The following is a 23,236-nucleotide window of genomic DNA, read 5'->3' as shown; positions in this document are numbered from 1 at the left end:
TTCCGATTACTTGTAAAACTCGTCAAAATACTTCTGATAAATTGCAAGATATTCATCGATTCCGTATGCATTAACCTGATTAAGATAAGCCTCCCAATCAGCATCGCTGAGGCCATCCATTACAAACTTACTTCTGCTTGAATTTATATATGTAATAAGATCCTGCTGAATAGATGTAAGCTTTTCTGTATCTTCCGCTGTCATAAATACATTGGGATATACATACTCATTGTGCATATCATTGGTGTAATACTCCTTGATCCAGTCAAGACGATACTGAGCATCATCAGGACATGTAACATATTTGCCGTAATACTCATCAAGGATTGCAAGAGGTCCGCCTACACACTCTGCTTCACGTACTTCTACAGGAGAAGCATCGCCAAGTGCCGCATGCTTAAGCATCTTTTCACCCTGATCATTTGTTGACAACTCAAAGATATCAAACTCATCATCCTCTCCGTATGTTCCCCAGTTATTCTGAGGTGACTGGAACGGATCGTACATCTTATCGAGCCATGCGCATACAAGTGCAGGATTCTCGCACTTTGCAGTTACAACGCATCTTCCGCGATCAAATCCGGAAGTAAAAGAGCTGTTAAGAGGAGTAACATTTTTTGTGTCTGCCTGAAGCGCTGCAAGAGGAACAAAGTCCTGAAGATTATCAATATTTGCAACGTCCCATGTGAAGCAAACGCCATATCTGTGAGACTTACCCTTTGCTACATATGTAGACCAGTCCTGTGTAAAGCACTCAGGATCGATAAGTCCTTCTTCGTAAAGCTTGTGGAGCCACCGGAATCCTGACTTAAATCCTTCCTGTGTTGCTGTGCAGATAACCTTCTTGTCATTTGTCACAGCAATATGCTGTCCGATATCGTTATCTCCGTATCCCTCTCCAAATCCGTTGATAAGAAGACTGGGATCCTGATCGTTCATTATGCATGACATAGGAATGATGTCACCTTCAATACCAAACTCAGCCTGAAGCTCTGAAGCGTGATCCTTAAATGCTTTCAAAACCTGCTCGAATTCATCAACTGTTGTAGGAGTTGAAAGTCCGAGGAAATCCAACCACTTCTTGTTGATATAAGTAAAGTTGTTTCCAACTGTCTGGATAGCAGTCTTATTGGAACCAAGCTGCTCTATCCATGGAAGTGCCCAGATATGTCCCTCCGAGTCGGTACACATCGTGCGGTACTCCGGATACTTATCGAACACGCCTTTTAGATTAGGCATGTTATTGTCGATATAATCTTCTAAAGAAATGATAACCCCCTGGTCAGCATATCTGATAAGATCTGAGTTTCCAAAACTTGCATTGAACACAAAATCAGTAAGAGCATTCTTGTTTGCCATATTCAGCTGGATTTTGTCCCCCCACTGATCGCTTGAAATAGCTGTCCAATCAACATGCACGTTTGTTTCTTCCTCAAGTCTCTTGAAGATTGTCCTATTGTTTGGTTCCGATTCCGTACCGGACGGATAACTTATCGTTCCGGTGATCGTAACCTTTTCCTGAAGCGGAAAGCTCAGATTGTCTGTTGAAACAGATGCAATATCACTTCCCGAAGATGCTTTGCCGCATCCCATAAGTGCGCCTGCAGATACTGTCAAAGCAAGCGCTGCCGCCATAAACTTAGTTTTTTCCTTTCTCATTTGCCCTCTCCTTACTATTAATACTTTATGCCTTCACAAGGATGTTATGCTCTTTTTACCCTCCAAAGTACATTTAAGCTATCCTTGAAAAAACCACTGCAATTCTTCTCATCCCTTTACAGATCCGATCATAATTCCGGAATCAAAGTATTTCTGGAAGAATGGATACATCACTATTAACGGAAGACTCGATACTATTATCGTTGCATATTTCAAAAGTTCGGCCAGCTGCGCCCTCTGTGCGGTACTCTGCATATCTGCGATCATTCCGGGATCGGGCTCGTTCTGTATGAGGATAGCCCTGAGCACCAACTGAAGCGGTTGCTTTTCGGCGGAATTAAGATAGATCATTGCGTCAAAATAACTGTTCCACATTCCGACAAACTGCCAAAGCACCAAAACTGCAATAAGCGGCGTGCACACCGGAAGCAGGATCTTGAAGAAAAATACAAGTTCATTTGCTCCGTCAACATCGGCTGCCTCCCTAAGTTCGTTAGGAACTCCCTTATAATAGGTTCTTGCAATTATCATGTTCCATACACTGAAAGCATTCGGAAGTATTATCGCCCACATGCTGTCAAGAAGTCCCATGTTGCTTATAAGAAGGTATGTAGGGATAAGTCCGCCGCCAAAAAACATGGTTATGATGAAAATTGTGTTGAATATCTTTTTCCCTTTAAAATCATCTCTGGACATAGGATATGCACAAAGAAGAGTTATAAATACCGATATGACGCTGAATAAGACCGAGTAAAGAACTGCATTGCCAAATCCAATCCATATCTGGGAATTGGACATTACTCTCTCATATGCTGTAGTGGTCCACTTGCTGATATCAAAGACAATTCCCTTGTTCTGAAGTGTTATCGGATCCATAAAGGAGGCAATAACGATGTATACTACAGGTCCGATTATTGCTACAACAAATAGTCCCAAAAGTATATATCCGATCAAAAGGAAGATCTTATCTCCCATGGAAGCTCTTGCGAACTCACTTTTCTTAACTGTAAGTGTTTTTTCCATCTCTCTTTCTCCTTATAATCCCTGACCGTCATTGAGCTTTTCAACAACTTTATTGACTGCTATCAGAAGTATTACATTTATGATCGTGTTGAAAAGACCTACCGCCGTAGAATAACTGTAATCACCATTCAAAAGACCTTTCTTATAAACATAAGTTGCAATGATCTCCGATGAAGCGAGATTCATATCCGACTGAAGAGCATAAGCTTTTTCAAATCCGATGCTCATTATATTTCCGGCCTGAAGTATGAACTGTATAACTACCATATCCTTTATGGCAGGCCATTCAACCGCTTTGATCTGCTGCCAGATATTTGCTCCGTCAATCTGTGCCGCCTCTTTTAACTCATTGCTTGCATTTGAAAGTGCCGCAGTGTACATGATGGATGCCCATCCCGCGCCCTGCCAGATACCGCTTATGATGTAAATCGGTCTGAATGCTGCAGGGATGGTAAGGAAGTTTATGTTTGTTCCCAAGAACATATTGAAAGGTCCTGTTACCGAAAGCAAAATCCTTACCATACCGCAAAGAACGATTACTGAAATGAAGTTAGGCATATACAGGACCAACTGAATCTTCTGCTTTATCTTGCTGCTTGTTATTCTGTTGAGAAGAAGTGCCAGGATAATAGGAATCGGGAATCCCCACAACAGTCCGTATACACTTAACTTAAGCGTATTCAGCAAGTACTGCATAAAATCCGGCGAGGATAAAAATTGTTCAAAATATTTAAGTCCTACCCACTCACTTCCAAGTATTCCTCTAAATGGGTTGTACTTCTGAAACGCAATCAGGATTCCTCCCATAGGAATATATTTGAAAATAATGGTGAGTATAAGTGCAGGTCCTAAAAAGAATACATACAACTGCCAGTGCTGCCTGATATATACGAGTGTGTTATGCAGCGTATTATCCTTCGTTTTAGCATTCATATTAGTTCCTCCATTACTTTTACATTTGTAACATTCATTTTGTATATGTAAAAATTATCACATATATGTTTATATGTCAACAGATTAATTTTGTCATTTGCACAATTTTAATTTACATTTGACACTTTCTCTCTGACATCTTATAATCTAGGTATTCTTGGATGAAATTGCAGAAATTCGTATTTGCTGCAAATCTAATATCCAAATGTGCTAAATGTGCAAATGTAACATTTGTGCACAACATTTTTACCAACGGAGAATAATTATGGCTACAAAAGTTACTATTCAGGATATAGCCGATGCACTGGGATTATCCAGAAATACAGTATCCAAAGCAATCAATAATACCGGCGTGCTGGCTGAATCCACCAGGCAGAAGGTTCTTGAGAAAGCACTGGAAATGGGATATAAACAGTTCTCATATGCCAATTCCATTGCGGATATAAAGAATCCTTCTTTTACAAAAAATAAAGTTTCAGGCGAAATAGCTCTTTTCACCGGAAACTTCCTTAATAATTCACATTTTGCATCAACTATGCTTGATAAGTTTCAGCATGAGATTTCTCTTATGGGATATAGTCTCACCATACACAGAGTCGATGCCAACAATATAGAAGACCTTAGTCTCCCACTAACATACAGGCCCGAAAATACTAGAGCAATCGTATGTATAGAAATGTTTAATCAGCAATACTGTGAAATGATCTGCAATCTCGACCTCCCCGTCCTGATGATAGACGCTCCGGTTGCCAGTTACTGGCGTAAATTGAATGCCGACATTTTACTGATGGACAATTTTTCAGATATATACCGCGTAGTAAGCGATATGAACAAAAAAGGCATAACAAAGATTGGCTTTGTCGGACAGGTAACCCACTGCCGCTCTTTTTACGAACGCTTTATAGCATTTAGAGAAGCAATGTATATCAACAATCTTACATTTGAAAATAAATACTGCCTTTCAGAGGTACATCCTCACGGCTCGGATTACAAAGACTACTTATTTAGGGCTCTTGAAAAAATGAAAGAACTTCCCGAAATGTTTATTTGTGCAAATGACTTTGTCGCACTCGATCTATTGTACGGACTTAGAAAAATAGGCGTTGAATGTCCCAAAGATATAAAGTTGTTTGGCTTTGATGATTCACCGGAATCAAAGATAATGACTCCTTCATTATCCACGAGCCATATTCACAGTCAGATAATCGGATATTCCGCAGCAAATCTTGTTATTTCACGAATAGAACAGCCCAATCTGAACTATCGTACCACATACACCGAAACCGACCTTATTTACAGGGATTCAACAAGTTCGAAGAAATTTCCTCAATAAAAACCGCTCCGCCACCGATAGCTTCGGTAACAGAACGATTCTTTTGATCAGTTGTTATCATAAATATCTTCCGTAAATGTAAGGCTTCCTCTGTAACCCGCATAGGTTCTGTTAAAAATAAGCCTTTCATTTATGGGAAATGCGCCGAGGATGAACTGAATCTCTTTTTCAAGCGCAATTTCTCTCTCGTTGCTACTTCCTACAAGAAGTGTTATCTCTTTTTCCTCCTCACGGATTGCCTTGTTGATCTCGTACTGATCCGTCAGGAAAAGAACTTTCGGAGGCTTTGCATATTCAAGGTCCCGGATTTCTTTTTCTATCCTGTCCTTGTCTTCCTGTCTGAAGATTGGCTCGGATACTATCACCAGAACAGGTGTGAAGCTATAATCATTCGCAAGATATCTTGTGTATCCGACAGCACTGTTTGCATCTGCAACAACAGCAAATCTCTTCCAGCTCACAACACCGATTGACTGTCCCAGATAGCTGTAGACGTAGTCCTCTTCCGCCTCGATCACATCCTCTACAAGTTTTTCATCAAGATTAAGTGCTTTCTGCACTGTTCTGATAAAATTAGTGGTATCTGTCGCGCCGACAAAGAGTCCCGGAATCCTGATACTTGGAACACCGAATTTCTCCTCAAACTTCTTGGCAGGCCCGTTGAAGAGCCACGGATTTACAATGATATTGAGCGCCGCACCGGAGCTCTTTTTAATTTCTTCAATTCCCTGATGTTTGGTAAAAAAGGTATTGACCTTAAGTCCGAGCTTCGAAAGAATCCTATCGATCTCTTCAAGCGTGCCGCTCCAGAACGGATCGTGGTAGGGCACAATTCCAAAGATATTCACAAGCTTATCGTCCTTTGGAACATCTTTTTCAATAACCTTGTCTATAAACGTATTCCAGATCACCTCATACCCGAGGTTACTGTCGCCTGCAAATCCGGGCGTATCAATCGCATAGACTTCGTGACCTTCTTCCCTGAATTTACTTGTGACGCTTTCGATATCATCTCCGATAATACCTGCGGTACATCCCGTCAGGACAAAAAAAGCGTCGGCATCCATTATGTCAATCGAGCCCTGTATTGTTGTTCTTAATTTATTAACTCCGCCGAATACTACTTCTTTTTCAAGCATATTGCTTGACGGGATTGACACTCCGCTTACAAAGCATGAGTGTTTATGTCCCGACTGTCCCTGATCTGCTGCCGTTGTCTGCATACAGCATCCGGGGCCTGAATGTAAAATCGGGCAGACTCTGTTTATCGCACCAAGAACGGCGTTGATTCCCGCAAGAACGCATCCGCCCTTAGGATTTTCCATAATATGTGACATTAATCTTCTCTCTATTTTCTTTTGTTGATGTTTAACAAAAAAACTAGTAAATACGGCATTTGTTAAACGGTTTACGAGTTACATATATATCCCAAAGTAGGGTTATCTGGATATGAAGTGGCTTCTATGAGCCCATTTCTGATGATAAATGGTACAAAAAGAAGAACGTCATTGTTTTTTCTTTATGATGGCCTTCTTTTCTCCCTCTTCACCTACAGTAACTAACCTCTCATGTCTACCAGGATCATCGTCCTCTGACGAGTCCTAAATTCCTTCGTTCTGTTTATCCATAGTCGGGTGCTGCTCATGCTCCCACCTCAGGGTCATAGCCCTATAAAAAATGTCAACGCAGCTACTGGCTCTACTCTGTTGTATATACTTTTGCATTCCTGTTTCACAGCACCAATCATGGCGGACGCTTACCTGCTTACAGTACTAGTTGTTACTTAAGCGGCTATAAGCTCGCTATTACGATGGATATCTGACATCATCTTGAACCTGTCATAATCCATACCTTTTGTTAATACCGCATAGAATACACGGATCAACTTGCAGCTCACGGCAATCATTGCCTGTCTACGCTTTAGCGGATTCTTAACTCTGGTAACGTAGTAATCATAGATTCCTCTGAACTCTTTGTTACTGGCAAGTAATGGAATCATTACCTGATACAGTATTCTTCTGAGCTTTCGTCTTCCTCGCTTGCTGATCCTAGATCTTCCTTTATGCTTTCCTGAGCTGTTTTCTACAAGCTCAAGTCCTGCATATTTCTGTATCTGTTTAGGTGACTTAAAACGTCTGATATCACCTACCTCAGCAATGAATCCTGCTATTGTAATTACCCCTACTCCTTTAATGGCGAGTAACTTCTCCACGTGATCCACTTTTAGGACTGTTTGTACAATTGCCTTTTCAACAGCCTCTAACTGTGAAATCCAAAGCCTGTGCTCTTCAAGCAGCATGTATAATTCGCTTCTTGTTCCGGCTCCACCATCAAGTCCGACACTATTGTGCGCAGCTTCTACCAGGGTCTTTGCCCTATCTTCAGTTACACCACGGCCACGCATCTTTTTATCATGCCAGATCTTTCTGATCCCACTTACTCCAAGCGCTATTACATCTTTAGGCAAAGGTGCTTTTTCAAGCACCGCCAGACCACTTGTAGCATCAAACCTTGTGTAAATCCCTAAGTACTCAGGGAAGTGTATTGCAAGCCATCTCTGGATTCTGTTAGCAGATATGTTATGCTGCTTAACTATCCTGTCACGGCTGTATACCAAATCTCTTATCTCAGCATAAATGCCTTCTGGCATGTATGGAATTGAATACCTTCCATCTATTACCAGCTTTGCTATTGTCTTTGGATCCTTAGCATCTGTTTTCTTAGGGCTGTTATCATCCAGTTCTTTGATCTTCTTGACGGAGAAAGGGTTGACCATTACTAATGTCTTATCATGTTCACCTACATACTTCGCAAAAGCAAACCAGTAGTGACCCGTAGGCTCACAGCCTATCATAACTTTGGTCTTATTCTTTTCTGTCTTTATATTTTCAGCCCACTGATTAAATGTGTTGAATCCTTCAATGTCATTCCCGAATGAGAAAACCTTTCTTGTAAGCTCTCGGCCTCTGTTATCAAAAGCTCTGGCATAATGTGTCTGGCTTCCGATATCAATACCGATTACTAATGTTGAATCTGTTACTTGTTCGATTTTTTCATTCTGTGTATAATTCATGTGGAACCTCCGGTGTCTGATTGTTTTGTTACATCCGCCAAGATGCATCTCAATCTTACCTTGAGGTTCTTTTTTATTCAATTGGCGCTATTTATGAATTACAGGAATGCTCCCCCTAAAATATATTTGAACGCATTTTCTTTGTACCATGAATCCTTGTAAGGGAGTTTTACATGCTTTGCAAGTTTCCTGTTAAATCCCGGATTTTCAAGCTGATCCGCAATCTTGTTTCCAAGAAAAAGAAGTCCATCATATCCCATCGTAGGTCTTTTTCCGTCAAGAACGTGTGTAGTCGGAATTCCAAGCTTTGCCGCCCATTCGGGAACTCCTATAAATGCATCGGGTTTAAGTTTGTTCAAAAGATTAACCTGCTCAAAAGGCTGCATGTTGGCAATATCAACCACAAAATTCTTGTGAATGTCGTTAAGGTACTCTATGTCAACCTGCGCATCGGCGTCATAGGTCGGTGTTTCAAGTCCAACAAGTTCCATGCCAAAATCATCTATAAGAGCTGCTGCCGCAAAAGACCTTCCTGTTCCTCCGCATATGAATACTCTTTTTCCCTTAAGTCTTTCCCTAAGTTCCGCCACAAGCGGTTCAATTCTCTTATGTTCGGAAGCGATGATCCGCTCAACTTCCTCTTCCTTGCCGATAACCTTAGCGATGCCTCTGTACCACTTATCGGTATTTCTTATTCCGATAGGCATTACGGTGTGTGAATAAGGTATCTCGTAGTCTTCCCAGAGAGTCTTCATAAACTCATCCGCAAATACTTTACAGATAGATGTCGAAGCCTCCGCTGCAGGGATTCTTTTTATCTTTTCAAGAGAGCTGTAAAAAGGAATATAGTTGACCTTTGCACCCAAAAGATTTATCATTCGCTCCATTTCTTTCTGATCGGCGAAACTGACTGTCGTAGGAGCAAAAAGATTTATGAGTCCTTTTTCTTTTTCAACTTTCTCTTTTTTCAAAATATATTTATTGATCGAAATAAATGCCGCATCAAACCCGGACGCACAAACTTTAGATTTGAAGCCTTCGCAGTGTATCGGAACCATTATAGTGTCAGGATAATCAGTCTGAAGATCCTGTGCTATCGCGTCAATATCGTCTCCAATGATACCTGATGCGCAGGAAGCATATATAAACGCAAGCTTCGGATTGTATCTCTCGACTGCTTTCTGAACAGCCTCTCTAAGCTTCTGCTCACCGCCAAATACTACACTCTTCTGATCTATATTTGTAACAATAAGTCTGGGATTTTTGACAACCTTGATTCCTCTGTGAATCTGTCCGACACGGTACATATCTACCGCCATGATCGCACATCCGACACACCCCTGCGGAGAATGTGAGATAAAGACAGAATCCTCCAAAGACATAAGCGCCGCCATACTGTTTATCTGCTGACACTGCAGTCCCTGTGCAAAGCTCCTGTCTGCCCTTTTAAGACATCCCTTTTTGTAGTTTTCCGCAACTTCTTTTCCGGTTGTACCAAGATCGTTTATTCTTCCCGGGATGCTCTCCCTGACTCCCGAATACTGTATGTTTGGCATTTCTTCACCTCTCCCGAAAGATGCCGACATTTTATAGAAAAACCGGAGGTATATCATAACACCTCCGGCTTTCCGGTCAGCATCGCATTTCTGTGATGCTCAAATCTTATCATAGTATGTCTTTCGTGAGAATTTGAGAAAACTTATCAGTGCCAATCAGCTGAGGTTATCACTTAGTGTGATGTCTCGCCGACTTTTGATCAATATTCGCTGTAATCTTCTGCTCAATCTAAGATGGATTTTCTTGCTACATTGACTAAATCTTTAATTTTACCCTCTCTTAGGCACTTTTCCCTGTAATCTTCTGCTCAATCTAAGACAAATTTCCTTGACGCGTTGACTAAAGCATTGCTTTCCCTATCTCTTAGTCAATTTTCCTGAAATTTGAAGAAATATCTTTAAAGTAAAAAGCGACGCAAAAGATGAAATCATCTTTTGCGTCGCCTCAGACTGTAGACAAAGTCCACGGCATATGCCGTGGATTTTTCTTTGCAAAAGTGTCACAAACCCAGTATTTATCTGGGATTGTGACACTTTTTCTGGTATAATAGAAGTATAAAAAGTTGGGGATGGGGATTGCTTTTATGATGACTTCTAATACTGAAAGAAATCGTGAACAGATGCAGTTTGTGAGCATGGATGACCTAGTTCCACAGGACCACATGCTTCGTCTTATCGATAAAGCCATTGACTGGTCATTTATATATGACCTCGTTGAAGATAAGTATTCATCAGACATGGGCAGGCCCAGCATGGATCCTGTCACTCTCATTAAAATCCCATTCATCCAGTATTTATACGGAATCCGTAGCATGCGACAGACTATCAAAGAAATAGAAGTTAACGTTGCATACAGATGGTTCTTAGGCTTAAAGCTTAACGAACCAGTCCCACATTTCTCAACATTTGGAAAGAACTATACAAGACGATTTAAAGATACAGATCTCTTTGAGCAGATTTTCCAGCGTATTCTTGAAGACTGTTACCGCTTCAAGCTTGTTGATCCTACTGCTGTATTTGTAGATGCTACTCATGTAAAAGCCAGGGCCAATAACAGAAAGATGCAACATAAACTAGCAAAGCAGGAAGCATTGTTCTACGAGGAAATGCTTAAGAAAGAGATAAATGAAGACCGTGCCGAGCATGGTAAGAAGCCTCTAAAAGACAAGGATGATGACAATGATAAAGGTACCGGTGGTCATGATGATTTCAGTGATTACACAGACGATGTGCCTAAGGATACAAAGAAAGTAAGGTGCAGCACTACTGATCCTGATAGTGGATGGTTCAGAAAAGGTGAACACAAGAATGTATTCGCATACGGGATTGAAACGGCCTGCGATAGGAATGGATGGATCCTTGATTATACAGTCAATCCTGGCAACGAGCATGACAGCCGTACATTCAAAGGACTCTACGACAAGATCAAGGATATCGGTGTTGAAACCATCGTTGCAGATGCAGGCTATAAGACACCAGCCATAGCTAAGCTTCTCATAGATGACGGCATCAAACCGCTTCTTCCTTACAAACGTCCAATGACGAAGAAAGGATTTTTTAGAAAATCCGAGTATGCATACGATGAATACAATGACTGTTATGTTTGCCCTAACAATCAGGTTCTGGAGTATGCCACAACAAACCGTGATGGATATAGAGAATACAAGAGCTGCGGAAAGGTATGTGAAAGCTGCCCTTACCTTGAGCAATGTACTCTTAGCAAGAACCATGTAAAGATGATTACTCGTCATATCTGGGAAGACTACATGGAAGTATGCGATGATATCAGATACACAGAGGGAATGAAAGATCTTTATTCACATCGCAAAGAAACAATAGAAAGAATTTTTGGGACCGCCAAAGAAAACCACGGATTCAGATATACACAGATGTATGGCAAGGCGCGGATGGAAATGAAGGTCGCGCTTACTTTTGCGTGTATGAATCTGAAAAAACTTGCAAGAATCAAGCATGAATGGCGGTTAGAAATGGCCTGATAAGGGCCGTTTATGACCATATTTATTATAAAAACGTCATCATAAGATGAAAAATGGCCTTGAGAGCTATGCTCTCAAGACCACTTTGTCTACAGTCTGAAGCGACGCAAAAGATGAAATCATCTTTTGCGTCGCCTATAAATTTTACAATAATGGCAGTTTATTCCGTAAAATTGGATGTTCTGCTCTCGCACCAAAGGTGCTCGCCGGAACAAAGTAGTACATTATGCATTAACAATTTTTCCGAAGTCAGCCTTAAGGCTTGCTCCGCCGATAAGTCCGCCGTCGATGTTGGGCTTTGAAAGAAGCTCAGCAGCGTTTCCTGCATTCATAGATCCGCCGTACTGGATGCGAACCTCATCAGCTGTTGCCTGATCGTAAAGCTTAGCAATAAGCTCACGGATAAGCTTACATACTTCCTCAGCCTGATCTGCTGTAGCTGTCTCGCCTGTTCCGATTGCCCAGATAGGCTCGTAAGCGATAACAAGCTTCTTAACCTGATCAGCTGTTACGCCGTCAAGATCCCATGTGATCTGTCTCTCGATCCACTCTTTGTATGTGTCAGCCTTACGAAGTGCAAGTGACTCACCGCAGCAAAGGATAGGTGTAAGACCTGAAGCAAATGCTTTCTTTACTTTCTGGTTGATAAGGATATCGTTCTCTCCGAAGATATCTCTTCTCTCTGAATGTCCGATAATGATGTACTCTACACCTGCATCCTTAAGCATGGGTGCTGAAATCTCACCTGTGAATGCACCGCTGTCTACGATATAAAAATTCTCTGCACCAACGTGTACGTTTGTGCCCTTAACAGCGTTAACTACGGGTACAATATCGATTGCAGGTACGCAGTAAACTACGTCTACATCATCATTCTTTACAAGATCCTTGAGCTCTTCACAAAGAGCTACTGCCTCGCTTGGAGTCTTGTTCATCTTCCAGTTTCCGGCGATTATTCTTCTACGTGCCATGTTTTCCACCTCTATATTTTGTAATATTTACTTCTTGATTTTCACAAGGAAGTTCTGCTCTCGCACCTATCGGTGCTCGCCAGAACTAAGTTCGAACTACCGACTCGAAAAAACCTCGTCGGAGTCTCACTTATCATCAGCTGCTACTACACCGGGAAGCGCCTTACCCTCAAGGAACTCAAGAGAAGCACCACCACCTGTTGAGATGTGGCTCATCTTGTCAGCGAAGCCAAGCTGATTAACAGCTGCTGCACTGTCACCACCACCGATGATTGTTGTAGCTGTTGTCTCTGCAAGAGCCTTAGCTACTGACTTTGTTCCCTCTGCAAGAACAGGGTTCTCGAATACACCCATAGGTCCGTTCCAAACAACTGTCTTAGCTGACTTAACAGCATCAGCGAAGAGGTCACGTGTCTTAAGACCGATATCAAGACCTTCCTTATCAGCAGGAATCTGATTTGAAGGAACGATTTCTGTCTCGATGCTGGGGTTATCGATAGGATCAGGGAATCCTGCTGAAACTACAGTATCGATGGGAAGAAGAAGCTGCTTGCCGTTAGCCTTAGCCTTCTCAAGCATTTCCTTACAATAATCAAGCTTTGTATCGTCTACAAGAGACTTACCAACCTCATAGCCCTGAGCCTTGAGGAATGTGAATGCCATACCACCACCGATGATAAGTGTATCGCACTTCTCGATGAGGTTATTGATAACGTTGAGCTTATCAGCAACCTTAGCACCACCAAGTATAGCTACGAAAGGTCTTACAGGGTTCTCAACTGCATTTCCGAGGAAATCGATTTCCTTCTGCATGAGGTATCCAACTGCGTTGTTTCCGCCCTTCTCTGTGATGAACTTTGTAACGCCTGCTACAGAAGCGTGTGCTCTGTGAGCTGATCCGAAAGCATCGCATACATAGTCATCAGCAAGCTCTGCGAGCTCTTTTGCAAAAGCATCGCCTGCCTCTTCGGGCTTTGTCTCTTCCTTGCCTCTGAAACGAGTATTCTGAAGAAGAACAACATCTCCCTCGTTCATAGCTTCTACAGCTGCTGTTGCATCAGCGCCTGTTACGTTGTAATCAGAAATGAACTTAACCTCTTTGCCGAGCTTTTCAGAAAGTCTCTTTGCAACAGGTGCAAGTGACTCACCCTCGTTAGGGCCGTTCTTTACTTTTCCAAGGTGTGAGCAAAGAATAACCTTGCCACCATCCTTTATAAGCTTGTTGATTGTAGGAAGAGCTGCTACTACTCTTGTCTCGTCTGTGATCTCACCGTTCTTGAGAGGAACGTTGAAGTCGCAACGAACAAGTACGCGTCTGCCCTTTACGTTAATATCGTCTACTGATTTCTTATTAAGACTCATTTTTGTTCTCCTTTGTAATAAAAATTGATGATAAAGAGTCGCTTGCGACTCTTTCGCGCACGAGCGGATTGCGTAAGCAATAATTTCATTTCCGCGAGTTGCGCATCCATAGCGGAGCGTTTTTATTGAATAGGGAATTTCAAAGAAATTTCCTATTCAATAAAATAGAGGGCCTGGTCCAAACGGACCGGACCCTCTTAATGGTTTCTATTAGGTTCTACTTGCTCCCCGCGAGTTTTCACAAGGAGGTTCGACTCTCGCACCGAAGGTGCTCGATCGAACTAAGTAGTACACTAGACTCGACAAAACCTCGTCAAGTGATTACTTAACGAACTTCTCGAAGTACTTGATTGTACGAACCATCTGTGATGTGTATGAGTTCTCGTTGTCATACCATGAAACAACCTGAACTTCATAGAGATCATCACCAATCTTGTTAACCATTGTCTGTGTTGCATCGAAGAGTGAACCATATGTCATTCCAACGATATCAGATGAAACGATTTCATCCTCGTTGTATCCGAATGTCTCAGGATCAGAAGCCTTCTTCATAGCCTCGTTGATAGCTTCCTTAGTTACCTCTGTGCTTGACTTAACAACTGCGAAAAGAAGAGTTGTTGAACCTGTAGGAACAGGAACTCTCTGAGCAGCTCCGATGAGCTTTCCGTTAAGTTCAGGGATAACAAGGCCGATAGCCTTTGCAGCACCTGTTGAGTTAGGAACGATGTTAACAGCGCCTGCACGTGCTCTTCTAAGGTCACCCTTTCTCTGAGGTCCGTCAAGGATCATCTGATCACCTGTGTAAGCATGGATTGTTGCCATGATACCAGACTGGATAGGTGCGAAATCGTTAAGAGCCTTAGCCATAGGTGCAAGGCAGTTTGTTGTACATGATGCAGCTGAGATGATGTTGTCATCTGCTGTAAGTGTCTCGTGGTTAACATTGTATACGATAGTAGGAAGATCATTTCCTGCAGGAGCAGAAATAACTACCTTCTTAGCACCGGCATCGATATGAGCCTGTGCCTTAGCCTTTGATGTGTAGAAACCTGTACACTCAAGAACAACGTCTACACCAATCTTGCCCCAAGGAAGGTTCTTAGCATCTGCCTCTTTGTAGATTGTGATTTCCTTGCCATTAACTGTGATTGAATTCTCGCTGTAAGAAACCTTATCAGCATACTTGTACTTGCCCTGTGATGAATCATACTTAAGAAGATGAGCAAGCATCTTAGGATCTGTAAGATCGTTGATTGCTACGATCTCTGTTCCTTCATGCTCAAACATCTGTCTGAAAGCAAGACGTCCGATACGACCAAAACCATTGATTGCTACTTTAACTGCCATTTTAAGTTCCTCCTAAAATGAATATAATATTTAATTGCTGCTTAATATCACACTTATTGATAATTTTTTATCAGCAACTCTAATTCTAATAAAAAATGTAGCATAAATCAAGTAAGAATATTATGATATAGGTGTCAAAAAGTCAAAAATGCGTACATGCTTGCATGTTAAGCTTTTTGACCTTTTGACCCTAACAATCATGAGGAATTAGCGATTTGCTTTGCAAATCCGCGGTTTCCGAATGATTGTAGAATTGCGAGAATGACGTCAGTCATGGAGCAATTCGCATATCATATTATAGATACAAAAAGTCAAAAATGCGTACATTCATCATTTAATAAATCACGGAGAACCCCATATGATCTTACCGGCAGACTACCATTTACACACTCACAATTCGGGCGACAGCGAAGCACCCATGGAAGACATGATCAAAAGTGCCATAAACAAAGGCCTTGAAGAAATCTGTTTTACCGACCACATGGACATGGACTATCCGATAACCGAAGACACCCCGAAAGATTATTTTTTATTGGACACTCCTCCTTACAAAAAAGAGCTATATAAGTATAAGGAGATGTACAAAGACAAGATTTCTATAAAATTCGGTGTTGAAGTAGGCATGCAGGATCATATAGCCAAAGAAAACACAGCCTATGTCCGCTCGGAATCTTTTGACTTCGTCATCGCATCCATGCATCTTATTGACGGGCAAGATCCCTACTACCCTGAATTCTGGGAAGGCCTTGATGTAAAAGAAGTTTTCAGGCACTACTTTGAACTTACGCTTGAAAACTTAAAACTCTTTGATGACTACTGCGTCCTCGGGCACCTCGACTATCTCGCCCGCTACGCACCCGAAGGGAGCAATCCGTATTCATATGAAGCTTATTCCGACATAATCGACGCCATCTTGATTCATCTTATAAAAAGCGACAAAGGCCTCGACTTTAACACCAGCCGTCTTTTCAGAACCGGTGGCCCCACCAATCCAAGTCCCAATGTCTTAAAAAGATACAAAGAACTTGGCGGAAAGATAATCACCATCGGCTCCGATGCTCATAATCCCGAAGGCGTTGCCGGCGCATTTGAGAAGGCAAGTATCATTGCAAAAAAATGCGGCTTCGACGAATACTGTACTTTCGAAAGACTGAAACCTACATTCCATAAATTATAAAAAAACTTCTTGCACCGCCTGCAGCTTTGTAGCACTGCGTGGGCGGTGCTTTTTCACGCCAAATGCAACTGATTCCCAAAGTTTCCCCCAATTATACTAAAAAAATCTTGCAAAGCATTCATAGTAGTTTATAAAGTCATTGTTATATCTGTGAAGAGCCCTGTCTAAATACTTAATAAGTGAAAAAGAGACAGGGGTAAACCAAGCAGATTCTCTGTCCAAATATGTACTAAGCCGAAAAGCGACAGGGTAAAACCAAGCGTATTCTCTGTCCAAATATTCAATAAGCCGAAAAGCGACAGGGTAAAACCAAGCGTATTCTCTGTCCAAATATGTACTAAGCCGAAAAGCGACAGGGTAAAGCCAAGCAGATTCTCTGTCCAAATATTCAATAAGCTGAAAAGAGACAGGGTAAAGCCAAGCAGATTCTCTGTCCAAATATTCAATAAGCCGAAAAAAGACAGGGTAAAACCAAGCAGATTCTCTGTCCAAATATTCAATAAGCCGAAAAGAGACAGAGTAAAACCAAGCAGATTCTCTGTCCAAATATTCAATAAGCTGAAAAGAGACAGGGTAAAACCAAGCAGATTCTCTGTCCAAATATTCAATAAGCTTATAGCAAGTGCTTCTGCCTGCCACAAGTGATGTGGAAGTTTTTGTTTATAAGATGAACGAAATATAGTAAAATATACATGATATTGATGTATCGTTTAGAAAGAATGGATATTTTCTCTGTATCGCCAGTGAAGATTACCGATTCCTTTCTTTTCTCGATGCACCCGCGCGAAGCTTTGGAGGCTATATGAGGGAAGAATTCTACACCAGAGGTAAACAAACTAACGTATATAATTTCATATTCATGTACAAGTCTGTTACTCTTTGCTGTTTATGCGTTGTTACTGCGATTCTGGCATTTTATTGTCGAACAGACCTCTTAAAAATGACGTTTTCCAAGGACAAAACTTCGCAAAGGCTCTTGCTATCTGTCTTAATCTTTGTTTTAATGGTATTTATTTCCGTTATAATAGACTTTTATATATTAAAAAAGACTACAAATATCGGCTACAGACTAAACAGACTTGCCTACCTCGACAGGCTCACGGGACTTCCCAACAGATTCAGTTGCGACCTTCTGTTTGAAAGTTTCAATGGTTCGGAACGACTCCCCGGGGTCGGCTTTGTTGTTATGAAAATAAATAATCTTCCGACCGTAAATCAGACAACAAGTCATGATAACGGCAACAACCTAATTACCGAGTTTTGTTTTATTCTTGAGGATGTCGGCGAAAAATATGGTTATGTCGGAAGAAACGGCGGAAATGAATTTATTATTCTGATTGAAAATTGTTCGGACACCGACTGCGATATGTTCCTTTCAGATCTCACAAAAAGAATCCGCGGCTACAACGAGATGGCTGTCGGAACACCTCTTGAGATAGCATACGCATGCGTACTCAACTCTAACGAAAAGAGATCCGTAATGTCCGAACTAATCTCTTTTGCCTATAAGAAACTTAAGGATGCACCACAAATACTCTCATGAAAATTATGATTGAAAAAAGCTTTTTTAAAAATCGTATATTCTCTTTAATCTGTCTTTTCACCTGCTCGGTTTTATTTCTCACATCATGCGGCTCCAAACACGGCGTAACACTCCTTGACAGAGCCGGCCACAAAAAAGATGCGCAGATTGATGAGACCGTAAGGGGAAGTCGCGACAACACGCCTCTTTGCCTTGTCCCTACAGCTCCCGGAACCGATACATTTGAGAACGAATATGCCCGTATCGACTATTCAAACATGTCTGAGGGCTATATTTTCGTGACTTATAAAGGAAGTTCTCCCAAAGTTAAGCTTCAGATCACAGGCCCGGACACGGTTACCTATACTTACGACATCTCAAGCAATTCAAAAGACGGCGAGGTCTTCCCTCTTCAGGCAGGAAACGGGCAGTACATGATAAATGTATATGAGAACATCACAGAGACCAAGTATTCAATGGTGTTCTCGTTCCCGATAGATATAACTCTTTCAAACGGATATAAGCCTTTCTTGTATCCAAATCAGTTCATCAACTTCGCTCCCGACTCTCTGGCTGTCAGAAAAGGTGCGGCACTTGCTTATCCTTGCAATTCAGACATCGAGGTCGTTGCAGAAGTATATAACTTTATGATAGAAAATATCACTTACGACTATGAAGAAGCCGAAACCGTACAAAGTGGCTATCTTCCCGACCTTGACGAGATTCTCATAACCCAGAAAGGAATCTGTCTCGACTACGCTTCGCTTATGGCTGCGATGCTTCGAAGCCAGAACATCCCGACAAAGATGGAAGTCGGCTATGCAGGAACCGCTTATCATGCATGGCTCAGCACTTATATAAAAGATGTAGGCTGGGTAAACGGAATGATCGAATTTGACGGAAAAGACTGGTCACTTCTCGATCCCACTTTTGCATCAAATACGGAAGAGAGAAAGCTCGAAAACTTTATCGGAGACGGATCCAATTACTCTGTTAAATACGTTTATTGATATAGGAAAGCGCTGATTAGACCAGTGTTTTCTTGGGTGAAATCTTTCACCCGTACCATATTATTTTTCTTCGGAGGCACCATGAAAAAAACAGACAAACAAAAAAGTCTCAGCAGTTATGAGATTGCAAGCTTTTGCAGGCAGATGGCTCTTCTTATAAAAGCAGGCATCGCTCCCGCAGACGGAATCGATATTCTGACAGAGGATTCCAAAGACAATTCGGCAAAAAAGATTCTTGGAAGTATCAGCCAAACTTTGCGAAGCGGCGAAAAATTCCACATAGCTCTTGCCATGAGCAATGTTTTTCCCGATTACGTGGTACATATGGTAACGATCGGTGAAACTTCAGGAAACATGGACGTAGTTATGGATTCACTTGCCGATTACTACGAAAGGGAAGACTCCATTCAGGAGAGCGTAAAAAATGCAATCAGCTACCCTCTCATCATGATCTTTATGATGATGGTCATCGTAACTGTCCTTGTTGCCAAAGTTCTCCCGATATTTGAGCAGGTATTTGCACAGCTCGGCACAGGAATGAGTGGTTTCTCACAGTCGCTTTTGAATCTGGGAAATCTTTTGAACAAATACTCTTTTGCCCTTGTAATACTGCTTGTGATAATAGCCATGCTGTTCCTCTACTTCTCTCTTACTCCGAGCGGAAAAAGGAACTTCAAAAAGTTCATGATCAAATTCGCGCCCACAAGAAGACTTATGCAGGAACTTGAAAGCGAGCGTTTCGCAAGCGGAATGGTGCTCACTCTTTCAAGCGGTATCGATACTTTCGAAGCTCTTTTACTTGTAAAAAAACTTGTTGAGAGCAAGGAGATGAAGGATAAGATCGAGGAATGCAGAAATTTCCTTATTGACGGCGACAGCTTCCCCGAAGCACTTGAAAAAGCTTCGATATTCTCTTCTTTTTATGCTCAGATGATATTGGTAGGCTTTAAATCAGGATCGATGGACAAGGCCATGAAACAGGTCGCAGAGAGATACGAAAGAGACACGGGAAGAAGAATCTACTCTCTCATCTCAGTTTTGGAACCGACGCTCGTAATAATCCTTTCAGTTATCGTAGGAATGATTCTAATGTCAGTAATTCTTCCTCTGATGGGAATTATGACAAATATTGGATAAAGTATTATGACAAACAGATTTGAAGCTAAAAACGGCATATTTTCACATATTTCGGATACTTTTTACAGATGGTCTTCGCTTGTGATACTCATCGCAATATGTATCCTTTTTTACATTGCGATCGACGCATCGGGAAGAAACACGATCGAGAAGCAGCAAACTTCACTTGAAAATGCGATCAACAGAGACATTGTTCAGTGTTATTCGATTGAAGGCAGGTATCCCCCCAGTCTTTCATACATCGAAGAACACTACGGTCTTGTTTACGACGAATCTACTTTTTTTGTCGACTACCAGCCAATCGCATCGAACATGTACCCGGATGTAACAGTTATCAAAGTACGATAGAGGAACTATTATGGATTTTGAAGGAACAAGAAGTCACATCATAGACATGGTCTTCGTTATATGTCTGATGTTTCTTTTTATCTTTTCCGCACTCAGCGTTATAACCATAGGTGCGAATATATATCAGAAGAATGTCACTGCTGTTGATGACAATTACCACAAGCGCACTGCCTGTGCGTACATAACGGAAAAGGTCAGACAGTCCGACGTAAATGGCGGAATTTTTATAAAAAAAATATTCGATCAGAATGCTCTTGTTCTGCAGAACGAGGAAGACGGCATTCTTTACAACACCTACATATATGACTACGAAGGCAATCTCATGGAGCTCTTTGCCATGGATGAACTCAAAGACCTTTATCCCCAGACAGGACAAAAGATACTTGAACTGACCAAGTTTGATATCGAATATGTAGGAGATGACACCCTTTCCGTCTACGTTATTTTAAAAGATGGAACGGAAGAATCATTTCTTGTCAAAACAAAAAGTGTCAGTGAGGAATAAACGATGCCTGAAAATAATTCGAGAACAAGCTTGTTCCTGATGGAACTTATAATAGCGGTATTTTTCTTTTCCCTCGCCGCAGCGGTTTCTATAAGACTCTTCGTCGGCGCGCACAAACTTACGGAAAAGTCCACCGCACTCAGCAATGCAACAATCTGGTCCCAGAACCTTGCGGAAGCTTTTTACGAAAGCAACGGCGACGTTTCAAAGATTGCAGAACTATACCCCTACGCATACGTCACTGAAGACGCCGTAATTCTCTTTTTCGACAAAGAATGGAATGTATTGCAGGAAGCTCACTCAGGCGCCTCATATGAGGCTCTGCTGGTGGCTGAAAAGGCAGATGCTTCTTCAGTTTACTCTGATGTCAAAGACTACGGATCCACATATTCCGGAAAAGTGATTAAAGGTAACGTGGCAATACTTAATGTTAAGGAAACCGATGAAGTAATTTCTTCGATTCCAAACGACCAAGATCTCATAATAGTTAGTTATTCGGTTGACACACCGCTCAGCCAAAAGGAGTCCAAGTGAAAAAGAAAGGTAAACACGGCATAAATATCGGAACAGCCTCTATTCTTCTGGTTTTTTCCGTTTTGTGTCTTATCTCATTTGCAACGCTTACGCTCGTAAATGCGAAAGCGGATTACAACTTAAGTAAAAATCTGTCCGACAGACAACTTGCGTACTACGAAGCATGTCATAAAGGCAATGCTTTTGTCACCGCTGTAAATTCGGGCTATCGCAAAGGAATATCAGGTGATATAATGAAGGAAAGCATACCATTAACCGACAAACAATCGCTTGAAATTGCGATAATTGCTAATAGTGCAAAAAAATCCTTCAATTCAAACAATACTTGTAGTATAATTCAGTGGCAGGTCGTTAATCACGATGATACAGAGTATGACTACTCTCTGCCGGTAATGAAATCAAGGTAACAGATAAGTTTAGCCGGTTAGAAAACGAAATTTTATCAAATTTTTATTTTTTAAATAACGTTTTAACTCGCTTTATCATAATCATGTGTTACAATATATTATGTACCGAATTACTTAATTTTGAAAAAAATTGCTTAAATTTTTTTAGCAACTAAAAATACTTTTTGGAGGTTCAATATGGGAAAAAGAATACTCATTACTGATGACGCCGCTTTCATGCGTATGATGCTTAAGGATATCCTTTCCAAGAATGGATATGAAATTGCGGGTGAAGCTGAGAACGGCAAAGTCGCAATCGAGAAATATAATGAGTTGAAACCCGACCTTGTTACTCTGGATATCACAATGCCTGAGCTTGATGGAATTGGCGCACTTAAGGGAATTAAGGCTGCAGATCCTAACGCTGTATGTATCATGTGTTCCGCAATGGGTCAGCAGGCGATGGTTATCGAATCAATTCAGGCGGGTGCTAAGGACTTCATCGTTAAGCCTTTCCAGGCAGACCGTGTTCTTGAAGCCGTTAAAAAAGCTATCGGATAATATTTACATAATGTCAAAGCGTAAAATCAAAGGGGCTGTCGCACTAATTAGTGTGACAGCCTTTCCTTACGCCCAGCCCTAAGGTATCCGTTTGAAAATGCTTGTTTTCGTCTGCGGTGTGATTTTCTAAGATTCATAAATGAAGATAGCTCTCCTCTCAGCGTTGTTCGAAACAGTCGAGCTCTCTTCATTTCTTCATCTTGAAAATCATCATCCTCGTCCGAGAACTGCACATTTTTTGCGCTCATTCTCCTATTCTTTCCTGACATATATGACCTTAAAAAGCAATTCCTGCTTCTAGGGTCATATCTTTTGCTTTAATTCTTCTCTATTTTCCCTGATATGTATGACCCTAGAAGGCATTTTTTGCTCCTAGGGTCATATCTTACGCTATTATTCTTCTCTTTTTTCCTGATGTATATGACCCTAGAAGGCATCTCTTGCTCCTAGGGTCATATCTTACGCTATTATTCTTCTCTTTTTCCTCTGATATGTATGACCCTAGAAGGCATTTTCCGCTCCTAGGGTCATATCTTGTACTCTTATTCTCCTCTTTTTCCTCAGATATGCATGGTCCAAAAAGGCAAAATTTACTCTCAGGGTCATGTACTCAGTTTTAGTCACATATATTCTCAATTATTTGCTTCCCATACTTGCAAGGACATCGTTTCTCATATCGTAATTATCACCTATGATAAAAAACACAAATAGCCAAACCAGTAAGACAATTCCCGCGAAAGCATGGTATATTCCTATACTTTTTCCAAACACCATCAATGTAATTAATGCTGACATACTGACA

23 protein-coding genes are annotated in these 23,236 nt (G+C 41.3%); 11 read left to right on the top strand and 12 right to left on the bottom strand.

The genetic code is table 11. The annotated features are described in order from the left end of the window. Positions 1-6 precede the first annotated feature (6 nt). From CD00_RS0100700 to CD00_RS0100690, 3 genes are all read right to left on the bottom strand, one after another. Positions 7-1,659, bottom strand: a complete 1,653-nt coding sequence (locus CD00_RS0100700) for an ABC transporter substrate-binding protein (protein WP_026654170.1) — start codon at positions 1,657-1,659, stop codon at positions 7-9. 108 nt (positions 1,660-1,767) lie between these two features. Next, positions 1,768-2,682 (bottom strand): carbohydrate ABC transporter permease, encoded by a 915-nt coding sequence (locus CD00_RS0100695; RefSeq protein ID WP_026654169.1) that lies wholly within the window; start codon positions 2,680-2,682, stop codon positions 1,768-1,770. A gap of 12 nt (positions 2,683-2,694) precedes the next feature. Next, positions 2,695-3,615, bottom strand: coding sequence for an ABC transporter permease (locus CD00_RS0100690; RefSeq protein ID WP_026654168.1), 921 nt, complete (start codon positions 3,613-3,615; stop codon positions 2,695-2,697). A gap of 265 nt (positions 3,616-3,880) precedes the next feature. Here CD00_RS0100690 and CD00_RS0100685 point away from each other — a divergent pair, with 265 nt between their 5' ends. After that, positions 3,881-4,948, top strand: a complete 1,068-nt coding sequence (locus CD00_RS0100685) for a LacI family DNA-binding transcriptional regulator (RefSeq protein ID WP_026654167.1) — start codon at positions 3,881-3,883, stop codon at positions 4,946-4,948. A gap of 47 nt (positions 4,949-4,995) precedes the next feature. Here the strand turns inward: CD00_RS0100685 and CD00_RS0100680 are convergent, their stop codons facing one another. The 3 genes from CD00_RS0100680 to CD00_RS0100670 all read right to left on the bottom strand — a co-directional run bounded on the left by CD00_RS0100680 (position 4,996) and on the right by CD00_RS0100670 (position 9,577). Beyond that, the gene (locus CD00_RS0100680; protein WP_207640430.1) at positions 4,996-6,273 is read right to left on the bottom strand and encodes a nitrogenase component 1; all 1,278 of its coding nucleotides are present in this window, start codon (positions 6,271-6,273) and stop codon (positions 4,996-4,998) included. Positions 6,274-6,731: 458 nt separating this feature from the next. Next, positions 6,732-8,021, bottom strand: coding sequence for an IS110 family transposase (locus CD00_RS0100675; RefSeq protein WP_026654089.1), 1,290 nt, complete (start codon positions 8,019-8,021; stop codon positions 6,732-6,734). 98 nt (positions 8,022-8,119) lie between these two features. After that, on the bottom strand, positions 8,120-9,577 hold the full coding sequence (locus CD00_RS0100670) for a nitrogenase component 1 (RefSeq protein WP_026654165.1): 1,458 nt from the start codon (positions 9,575-9,577) through the stop codon (positions 8,120-8,122). Between the two features lie 584 nt (positions 9,578-10,161). Here CD00_RS0100670 and CD00_RS16670 point away from each other — a divergent pair. Continuing rightward, complete coding sequence (locus tag CD00_RS16670) at positions 10,162-11,574, top strand: IS1182 family transposase (RefSeq protein ID WP_185750352.1); 1,413 nt, start codon at positions 10,162-10,164, stop codon at positions 11,572-11,574. 224 nt (positions 11,575-11,798) lie between these two features. Here CD00_RS16670 and tpiA read toward each other — a convergent pair whose 3' ends face one another. From tpiA to gap, 3 genes are all read right to left on the bottom strand, one after another. After that, positions 11,799-12,545 (bottom strand): triose-phosphate isomerase, encoded by a 747-nt coding sequence (gene tpiA, locus CD00_RS0100660; RefSeq protein WP_026514949.1) that lies wholly within the window; start codon positions 12,543-12,545, stop codon positions 11,799-11,801. A 126-nt stretch (positions 12,546-12,671) separates the two neighbouring features. Then, positions 12,672-13,907, bottom strand: coding sequence for a phosphoglycerate kinase (locus CD00_RS0100655; RefSeq protein WP_026654164.1), 1,236 nt, complete (start codon positions 13,905-13,907; stop codon positions 12,672-12,674). A 321-nt stretch (positions 13,908-14,228) separates the two neighbouring features. Further along, the gene (gap, locus tag CD00_RS0100650; protein ID WP_026654163.1) at positions 14,229-15,254 is read right to left on the bottom strand and encodes a type I glyceraldehyde-3-phosphate dehydrogenase; all 1,026 of its coding nucleotides are present in this window, start codon (positions 15,252-15,254) and stop codon (positions 14,229-14,231) included. 358 nt (positions 15,255-15,612) lie between these two features. Here gap and CD00_RS0100645 point away from each other — a divergent pair, with 358 nt between their 5' ends. Further along, positions 15,613-16,431 carry a histidinol-phosphatase HisJ family protein gene (locus CD00_RS0100645; protein WP_026654162.1) on the top strand — a complete coding sequence of 273 codons (819 nt, stop codon included), beginning with the start codon at positions 15,613-15,615 and terminating at the stop codon, positions 16,429-16,431. 164 nt (positions 16,432-16,595) lie between these two features. On the opposite strand, the gene CD00_RS0100640 is transcribed toward CD00_RS0100645, so the two are convergent. Continuing rightward, positions 16,596-17,039 (bottom strand): hypothetical protein, encoded by a 444-nt coding sequence (locus tag CD00_RS0100640; protein WP_026654161.1) that lies wholly within the window; start codon positions 17,037-17,039, stop codon positions 16,596-16,598. Positions 17,040-17,233: 194 nt separating this feature from the next. On the opposite strand from CD00_RS0100640, the gene CD00_RS0100635 reads away from it, so the two are divergent. The 8 genes from CD00_RS0100635 (at position 17,234) to CD00_RS0100600 (ending at position 22,434) form a co-directional block, all read left to right on the top strand. Further along, positions 17,234-17,974 (top strand): GGDEF domain-containing protein, encoded by a 741-nt coding sequence (locus tag CD00_RS0100635; RefSeq protein ID WP_026654160.1) that lies wholly within the window; start codon positions 17,234-17,236, stop codon positions 17,972-17,974. Then, a complete protein-coding gene (locus CD00_RS0100630) occupies positions 17,971-18,963 on the top strand; it encodes a transglutaminase-like domain-containing protein (protein ID WP_026654159.1) in 993 nt (330 codons plus the stop codon). Before CD00_RS0100635 ends, CD00_RS0100630 begins: the two co-directional genes overlap by 4 nt. Positions 18,964-19,044: 81 nt before the next feature. After that, the gene (locus CD00_RS0100625) at positions 19,045-20,100 is read left to right on the top strand and encodes a type II secretion system F family protein (protein WP_026654158.1); all 1,056 of its coding nucleotides are present in this window, start codon (positions 19,045-19,047) and stop codon (positions 20,098-20,100) included. A gap of 6 nt (positions 20,101-20,106) precedes the next feature. Beyond that, positions 20,107-20,448, top strand: a complete 342-nt coding sequence (locus tag CD00_RS0100620) for a hypothetical protein (protein WP_026654157.1) — start codon at positions 20,107-20,109, stop codon at positions 20,446-20,448. Between the two features lie 10 nt (positions 20,449-20,458). Then, a complete protein-coding gene (locus CD00_RS0100615) occupies positions 20,459-20,953 on the top strand; it encodes a DUF4860 domain-containing protein (protein ID WP_026654156.1) in 495 nt (164 codons plus the stop codon). 3 nt (positions 20,954-20,956) lie between these two features. Next, a complete protein-coding gene (locus CD00_RS0100610) occupies positions 20,957-21,487 on the top strand; it encodes a hypothetical protein (protein WP_026654155.1) in 531 nt (176 codons plus the stop codon). Beyond that, positions 21,484-21,894, top strand: coding sequence for a hypothetical protein (locus CD00_RS18950; RefSeq protein WP_051199050.1), 411 nt, complete (start codon positions 21,484-21,486; stop codon positions 21,892-21,894). The genes CD00_RS0100610 and CD00_RS18950 overlap by 4 nt, the downstream gene beginning before the upstream one ends. Positions 21,895-22,071: 177 nt before the next feature. Beyond that, positions 22,072-22,434, top strand: coding sequence for a response regulator (locus tag CD00_RS0100600; protein WP_022764589.1), 363 nt, complete (start codon positions 22,072-22,074; stop codon positions 22,432-22,434). Between the two features lie 47 nt (positions 22,435-22,481). On the opposite strand, the gene CD00_RS20295 is transcribed toward CD00_RS0100600, so the two are convergent. Further along, positions 22,482-22,682, bottom strand: coding sequence for a hypothetical protein (locus tag CD00_RS20295; RefSeq protein ID WP_026654154.1), 201 nt, complete (start codon positions 22,680-22,682; stop codon positions 22,482-22,484). Positions 22,683-23,070: 388 nt separating this feature from the next. Continuing rightward, positions 23,071-23,229 carry a hypothetical protein gene (locus tag CD00_RS0100585; RefSeq protein ID WP_155833772.1) on the bottom strand — a complete coding sequence of 53 codons (159 nt, stop codon included), beginning with the start codon at positions 23,227-23,229 and terminating at the stop codon, positions 23,071-23,073. Between the last annotated feature and the right edge of the window lie 7 nt (positions 23,230-23,236).

It is taken from the genome of Butyrivibrio sp. AE3003 (genome assembly GCF_000686065.1).
In the GTDB taxonomy this organism is placed as follows: Bacteria; Bacillota; Clostridia; order Lachnospirales; family Lachnospiraceae; genus Butyrivibrio; species Butyrivibrio hungatei_A.
Note: the sequence above shows the minus strand (reverse complement) of the source record. Positions and strands in the feature narration are given on the sequence as shown.